The 6111-nt window shown below is 29.3% G+C and carries 9 protein-coding genes; 3 read left to right on the forward strand and 6 right to left on the reverse strand.

Features of this window, described 5'->3' with window-relative positions:
• The 4 genes from DYE58_RS10925 to DYE58_RS10940 form a co-directional block, all read right to left on the reverse strand.
• On the reverse strand, positions 1–232 hold a 232-nt coding region (locus DYE58_RS10925; RefSeq protein ID WP_484237531.1), incomplete at its 3' end, for a phospholipase D-like domain-containing protein.
• On the reverse strand, positions 208–636 hold the full coding sequence (locus DYE58_RS10930) for a phospholipase D-like domain-containing protein (RefSeq protein ID WP_115312367.1): 429 nt from the start codon (positions 634–636) through the stop codon (positions 208–210). The genes DYE58_RS10925 and DYE58_RS10930, both read right to left, overlap by 25 nt.
• Before the next feature lie 29 nt (positions 637–665).
• On the reverse strand, positions 666–1214 hold the full coding sequence (locus DYE58_RS10935) for an alpha/beta hydrolase (protein ID WP_115312368.1): 549 nt from the start codon (positions 1212–1214) through the stop codon (positions 666–668).
• On the reverse strand, positions 1196–1525 hold the full coding sequence (locus DYE58_RS10940; RefSeq protein WP_172463351.1) for an alpha/beta fold hydrolase: 330 nt from the start codon (positions 1523–1525) through the stop codon (positions 1196–1198). The genes DYE58_RS10935 and DYE58_RS10940 overlap by 19 nt, the downstream gene beginning before the upstream one ends.
• A 109-nt stretch (positions 1526–1634) precedes the next feature.
• Here DYE58_RS10940 and DYE58_RS10945 point away from each other — a divergent pair, with 109 nt between their 5' ends.
• On the forward strand, positions 1635–3224 hold the full coding sequence (locus DYE58_RS10945; protein ID WP_004819548.1) for an SH3 domain-containing protein: 1590 nt from the start codon (positions 1635–1637) through the stop codon (positions 3222–3224).
• A 76-nt stretch (positions 3225–3300) separates the two neighbouring features.
• Here DYE58_RS10945 and DYE58_RS10950 read toward each other — a convergent pair whose 3' ends face one another.
• Together DYE58_RS10950 and DYE58_RS10955 are read right to left on the reverse strand one after the other, a co-directional pair.
• A complete protein-coding gene (locus tag DYE58_RS10950) occupies positions 3301–3642 on the reverse strand; it encodes a YqfO family protein (protein WP_004819550.1) in 342 nt (113 codons plus the stop codon).
• A gap of 254 nt (positions 3643–3896) precedes the next feature.
• A complete protein-coding gene (locus DYE58_RS10955; protein WP_004819552.1) occupies positions 3897–4706 on the reverse strand; it encodes an AP2/ERF family transcription factor in 810 nt (269 codons plus the stop codon).
• Positions 4707–5345: 639 nt separating this feature from the next.
• On the opposite strand from DYE58_RS10955, the gene DYE58_RS11475 reads away from it, so the two are divergent.
• Complete coding sequence (locus tag DYE58_RS11475; protein ID WP_004820766.1) at positions 5346–5531, forward strand: transposase; 186 nt, start codon at positions 5346–5348, stop codon at positions 5529–5531.
• Positions 5532–5555: 24 nt separating this feature from the next.
• Complete coding sequence (locus DYE58_RS11480; protein ID WP_257009187.1) at positions 5556–5774, forward strand: transposase; 219 nt, start codon at positions 5556–5558, stop codon at positions 5772–5774.
• Positions 5775–6111 lie beyond the last annotated feature (337 nt).

Consider the following 6111-nt stretch of genomic DNA (forward strand, 5'->3'; position numbering starts at 1 on the left):
CAACTTTTCTATGATTGGCTTTGAAATTTAAAAGCTTTGTATATTCTGAAATAGAGACTTTTTCTCCCTTTATAAATAAATTCGGAAGAAACTTCCCTTTACCGGACGGTAAATTTCTAAAATATGCTCTATAAAAACTTGTATATAAAGGATTTGAATCCTTTATTGCATCTAAATCAGTAACCAAAACTTCTATGTTGGCCTCTTTTAACTTTCTGAAGTTCTCCGGCATATATCCACCAAAAAAGTATTTATAGGGTCTGTTATCAACACTATAGGCAAATTAGGATTCTTTGCTTTTTTCTTCAAAAGAGTTTCTGTAAGTTCATTTGAAAGCGACGGCATATCATACTTATCCTTGTCGTAATCATCGTTAAATAAGAAAAAATCTAACAATAAAAAGTTTTCTGCCTCATCTATTAATTTATATACATTTGAAAAAATTTCCTGTTCCGACTTTCTGTCTCCTTTGATGTCAGAATAAGTTAAATCATATAAAAAGTTAAAATCTCCGTGGTGCTCTAAACTCTTGTATGAAACATCTTCAGGTATTTCTCTAAAAGATTCAATTAAAAATGTGCCAAAAGGTACTATAATAAATATTAGTAATAAAACTATTTTTAAAAACATCTTCATCTTGAACCTCTTTATTTTAATAATTTATTTTATTTGCAAAAATTCCTTATATCTTTAATTAACTCTTCATATTTATCCGTCATTATAGCATGTCCACAGTTATCGTACATTATCAGCTCAGCTTGTTTGGAAAAATAATTTTTATTTACTTTAGCTATCAATGAATCCACAACCTTATCTCCAGTGCCATGAACAATTAAAATCGGTATATTCTCTCTAATTGTTTTGTTAAATCTAAAATTTCCAACTGCATTCCCAGCTTCAGACAAGCATCTTTGTTTTACAGTATCTTGTAAATTTCTATCATATATCTCATCACCCGGATAATTTTCTGTATATACCAAGCTCTTCAGTATTCCACTCATTCCCCTGTACTTTATAGCTTCATTAGCATGTTCTAAAAAAGAAGTTATCGGATTATATTTAACTAAACTTTGAGTTAGAGTAAAATTAACATTGTATATTTGATTGCCAATGCCCTTCATTCCCGTTGTCAGTGGAAGTTCAGCACCATACACTCCTATGGACGCCATAAGTATAGCTTTTTTCACTCTGAACTTTAGGTCTTGATCCCCCATAATTCCATTACAATTCCACCACCCAATGACCAACCCAATATGTAAAATTCTTTTAAATCTAATTCTATTACAAACTCTCTAATATCATCTGCAAATTCAGATATACTATTTATTTTCTTATTGTAAGAACTATTCCCATACCCCCTTAAATCAGGAGCTATAACTCTATACTCTTTAGATAATTCTTCTATCATCTCTGTAAAAAAGATTGAAGAAGATATATTGCCATGTATCAATAATAAAATCGGACCTGTGCCCTTTTCTCTATAAAATATCTCTTCACCATTTATTTCTATAGTTCTACATTTCAAAATTGACCTCCAAACATATTTTAATTTTATCAAACTCACTAAATCATTACAATCGTGCCAATTGAAATTATAAAGTCCCTAATATATAATTTTTACAAAGGAGGTAGAAATGGAAGATTTTAAAACATTACCTACCGTAGTCAGTACAAACCCGAATCACCACCTACAAATAATTCGCGCGGAGCTGACTAACGATTTAAGCATTGCATTTGATATATTAAATATAGGCAATTTAGTTGTTTCAGATATAACTTTTTCAGTTAAATACAAAGATATATACGGTAATTTTCTATTTAATTCAAGTGAATTTTTCTATACTTCAAAATCTATTGAAGTGCTTCCAGAAAAAATTTACTATGTAGAACCATTTAAAATAGACCAGAGATTTGTTGATGCTCGTGGTTTAGAAGTAAGAATTAGAGAAATCACTCACCTTGGGGGTAAAAACCATGTCTACGATGCCTCCGAAGAAATTTCATACAGCTTAGCTGTTATTCCTCAAAACAAACAAATTAAAATAAACAATTTGCTTGGTAATGACATAATAGCTTATGGTGAAAATTTAAGAGTTGCTTGGAAGTGCGTATGTGGTGCTGTAAACCCTTCAGACGTTCAGGAGTGTAGACACTGTCACAGAAATAAATATTTTGTACTAAATAATTTGACCGAGTCGCTGGTTAATATGAAGATACTAAATATGCTTTCTCAAACTATAAACTTTTCTGAAGCAGGAAAAAAAGCCTTAACTGAAAATCTAACTAAGACACATCTTACAAAAATTGCTCCTTCTACAGATGTATTGGCAACTACTCGAATTAATGAAGATGAAGATAAGAGCAAAAGTAAAAATAAAGTTCTCACAAATACCCTTTTAGTTACTGTGTCTTTAATTATATTTATATTAATTTCACATCTAATAATGAATTTTAATCAGTCAAATAATTTTTATAAAGCAAAAGATTATATAGCCAAAGGGAAATATCAAGAAGCCGTTCAACTGCTAGAGAAAATACAACCTTCAGATAAATTTGAAACTCAACCTTTAATAGAAAAAGCTGAAAAACTCATGGAATCAGATAATCTATTTTCAAGAGCTAAAACATATTTTGATGAAAAAAACTATACTGCAGCCTTAATAAACTATAAAAAAGTATTACCTGAGGACTTACACTATCAAGAAGCTCAAGATAAAATAAGTGAAATAGAAGAACTCGTTATAAATAGAGCAAAAAACCGTATAGAAAATGGAGACCCTTACGAAGCCGTGAATATATTATTATCCCTACAAGAAATATTACCGGAATCCGCAGAAGCATCTTCACTTCTAAGCTCTATAAAATCATCTTCGGATTATGTAAAACAAAACCCTTATGATATTGAAGAATCTCCCGAGTACAAAAAAAATCGTGCTGAAATGTCTAATATAGCAAACAATCTATTACACACTTTCCAAAAAGTACAGACAGATAAAGCCAATTTACGTACATCTCCTTCTATTGAATCTGAAATTGTAACTACGTTGCCAATTGATTCCGATCTATATGTAAAAAATACAAAAATTGAAGGGATAGAACGCATTTGGTGTGAAGTAGAGGCACTCGACTCTTCAACAGGAGAAAGATATCAAGGTTGGATATCCAATAAAGTTATGGATAAAGATAACGCCAGTAAAAATACAGTTTCTGTTTCAAAATTCTAACAAAAAAACTGTATCAAAAAGACTTCAAAAGCAACAAAGCTTTTGGATTTTTTTGATACAGTAAAATTTACATCTCTTATAATAGTTCTAAATAATTTACAACCGGTTCTTCATAAGGATGACACTCTTTAATTACATCTTTTACAAAATCCAGTTCCGCAGACCTTATTCTAAACTCTAATCTTACTTCCCTTATTTCACTAACTACGCCAATTTCTCCGGTGTATGGATTTGCCCCTTCAATAGGTCTAAAGTGACCAGTGACATTTGAAGTTGCAAATACATAGTCATAATTTCCATCTCTAAGGATTCCTTCCTCATTAAGAGCATTGACTAACTTTATGACATTCTCTTCAGGTATATAAACTTCTACTTTTATATATTCTCTCACATAATCACCCCTTAATAAATATGCCATTATTATATATTAGCCTATAATATCACTTCAACTAAGAAGAAAATAAGAAAGATTTAAAATTTTATTAAATTTTGAACTTACTCATTCTTACCATTCTATTTAATGTCGATATCCCAAGTATTATACACAGCAATATTTCATCACTTTTTACATTATCATGCTCTTTAAGATAATCAATATGCTTGCGTTAATATTTTTAGTTAAGTATTTTATTTCCCATATGTAAAAATTAAGTTTAGATTGATTTTAATAATTTATAGATTCTCTTGATTATTTGCTTTTTCTAAAATCGGCTGAAATAGTTCTTCCTCAGCTTTCTTTCTAGCTCTGATAGCATCTTCTTTTTTCTTAAATGTTCCAAGTGTATATCTCTTTCTTCTTAATGTAATATAAGAAATCCACTTTCCATTTTTAGTTTGACTGACACCTCTTACTCCACTGGTATTATTTGATGGAATCTTTCCCGTTAGTAAGTATGGTAAAGCTCCGTCTACATAGTTATATTTGCGTTCATTACTAAGATGCCCACAACTAAGTGTATGTCCGCTGATTAGGTTGGATCTGGATACATAAGTATACTTACCGCAAGAACATAGACAAAGGTACTTTTCTCTATTTTTATCAAATGAGATAATTGTAAGCTCTCCAAATTTTTGCCCTAATAAATCTTCATATTTATGATTCCCGCAGTCTTTGACATATCCTCTGTCCAATTGCTTTTTAGTGGCTTCAATGTATTTTCCGCATTTAAGACACCTACATTTCCAAACTATTAAACCATCTTCACGTTTTTCAGTTTTCTCTTCAACTATAAGGTCGTGATATATTTTCCCTACTATGTTTTTATAACTATTGGCAATCTCCGCTCCTCTACATCCACAGCTCACTGTCCTCCCTGAAACAAGATTACTATAATATACATCAATAGTGTTTCCGCAATCACAAATACATTTACATTTTTTGTACTTGCCTTTTTTATAAACAGATATCACTTTTAGTTTCCCAAACCTTTTCCCTATTAGTTCGTCGTTTTTATCTATTTCTTTTAAATCCTTTGATACCATATCTACAAAAATCTTCTTTTTTCAAAAAACCTCTCTTAAATTTTATTTCTTCAATAATCAATTAAGAAAAATTCAGCTATTTTTCAATTTCTTTGCATAATATATTTATTACCTTGACTCATACAAGCCAATAATAATAGATTCTAATTCTATACAAGTAACTATTATTGAACAATTTAACTCCTATTCTTTTAATTAATTCAACTTCTATTAACAGACTTTTATAAATTTAAAAATTACAAATAGCAACTCATAAAATATAATTTTGTCTTTAATGCTCTATATAAATCAATTCCTATTCCCAAGCTCTATTATTTCTCCTTTTCTTGCCCTTAATGTAAACAAATCTAGGGTTAAAATGTCAAGAATTTTAGACTTTGAATTCCGCTTTGTAGTATAATATTTAAAATAGGTTTATTATGAACTTTATTATGGATTTAATGGATTTATTAAATGTTGAGCAGATATTTGATTTATAGGTTTTTATCTGTAAATCAAAGTCTACTTTTTTTTACAGTTCTTCGAGATTGTGTAAAATTTTGTGTATATAACCTCCTGATTATGGTAAACAATAACTAATCAGGAGGAATTTTTATGCCAAGAAAGAGACCATAAACAAAGTTAAACAAAATATCTAAGATGTTAATTGAAGAATTTCAACCAGAAGTAATATATGACCTGCAAAAAGCTCTAAAAGATCTTTTACGTGATACAATGAAACAAATATTAAAAGCTGAATTAGATGCTCATTTACCCTATGAATATGATGAAAATCCATTAACCTTTAATGCAAGAAACACTTCAAGCAAAAAAACTGTTAAATAATCCTATGGATATATAGACTTAAGTATTCTAAGAGATAGAAAAGGATTCTTTAAACCACAAGTAATAGAAGTTGTATATCCAAAAGCAGAGATACAAAAATGTATAATCCATCAAATAAGAAATCTCTCCAAATATGTATATTTCAAAGATATAAAAGGAGTAATGAAAGATTTAAAATCAGTATATAGAGCATCTACAGAAGAATTGACTTTTACAAATTTAGCCATGTTTGAAGATAAATAGGGCAAAAAGTATCAAAAGTATGTAAGAGCTTGAAAAAATAATTAATCAGATGAAAAGATATTTGTATAGATCTACCAGGCTTTCAATTCAGACCTTAAATTGGCTTAATCCTATTGAAAATCAAAATCTATTATTTTCATCCACTCTAATTCCTCCTTAAAATTTTCAAATAATAAAAAACTCCATAAGTAGTTTTGGTTATTTACCTTGTCTACTTATGGAGTATCATATCGTTTTGAAATTACCTTTGATTTTATTATATTCTGTTTTAATAAAATATTTGTATTTATTACTTATTAAAATAGGCTAAGTAGTTGCTCAGCAGATATTAGATATA

Origin of the sequence: Peptoniphilus indolicus, assembly GCF_900454665.1 — a bacterium.
GTDB classification, from domain to species: Bacteria; Bacillota; Clostridia; order Tissierellales; family Peptoniphilaceae; genus Peptoniphilus; species Peptoniphilus indolicus.

What these genes read in the sequence shown, in the direction of transcription:
- DYE58_RS10930 (WP_115312367.1), bottom strand. Translation starts at nt 636, where the DNA reads ATGAAGATGTTTTTAAAAATAGTTTTATTACTAATATTTATTATAGTA.
- DYE58_RS10935 (WP_115312368.1), bottom strand. Translation starts at nt 1,214, where the DNA reads ATGGGGGATCAAGACCTAAAGTTCAGAGTGAAAAAAGCTATACTTATG.
- DYE58_RS10945 (WP_004819548.1), top strand. Translation starts at nt 1,635, where the DNA reads ATGGAAGATTTTAAAACATTACCTACCGTAGTCAGTACAAACCCGAAT.
- DYE58_RS10950 (WP_004819550.1), bottom strand. Translation starts at nt 3,642, where the DNA reads ATGGCATATTTATTAAGGGGTGATTATGTGAGAGAATATATAAAAGTA.
- DYE58_RS10955 (WP_004819552.1), bottom strand. Translation starts at nt 4,706, where the DNA reads ATGGTATCAAAGGATTTAAAAGAAATAGATAAAAACGACGAACTAATA.
- DYE58_RS11475 (WP_004820766.1), top strand. Translation starts at nt 5,346, where the DNA reads ATGTTAATTGAAGAATTTCAACCAGAAGTAATATATGACCTGCAAAAA.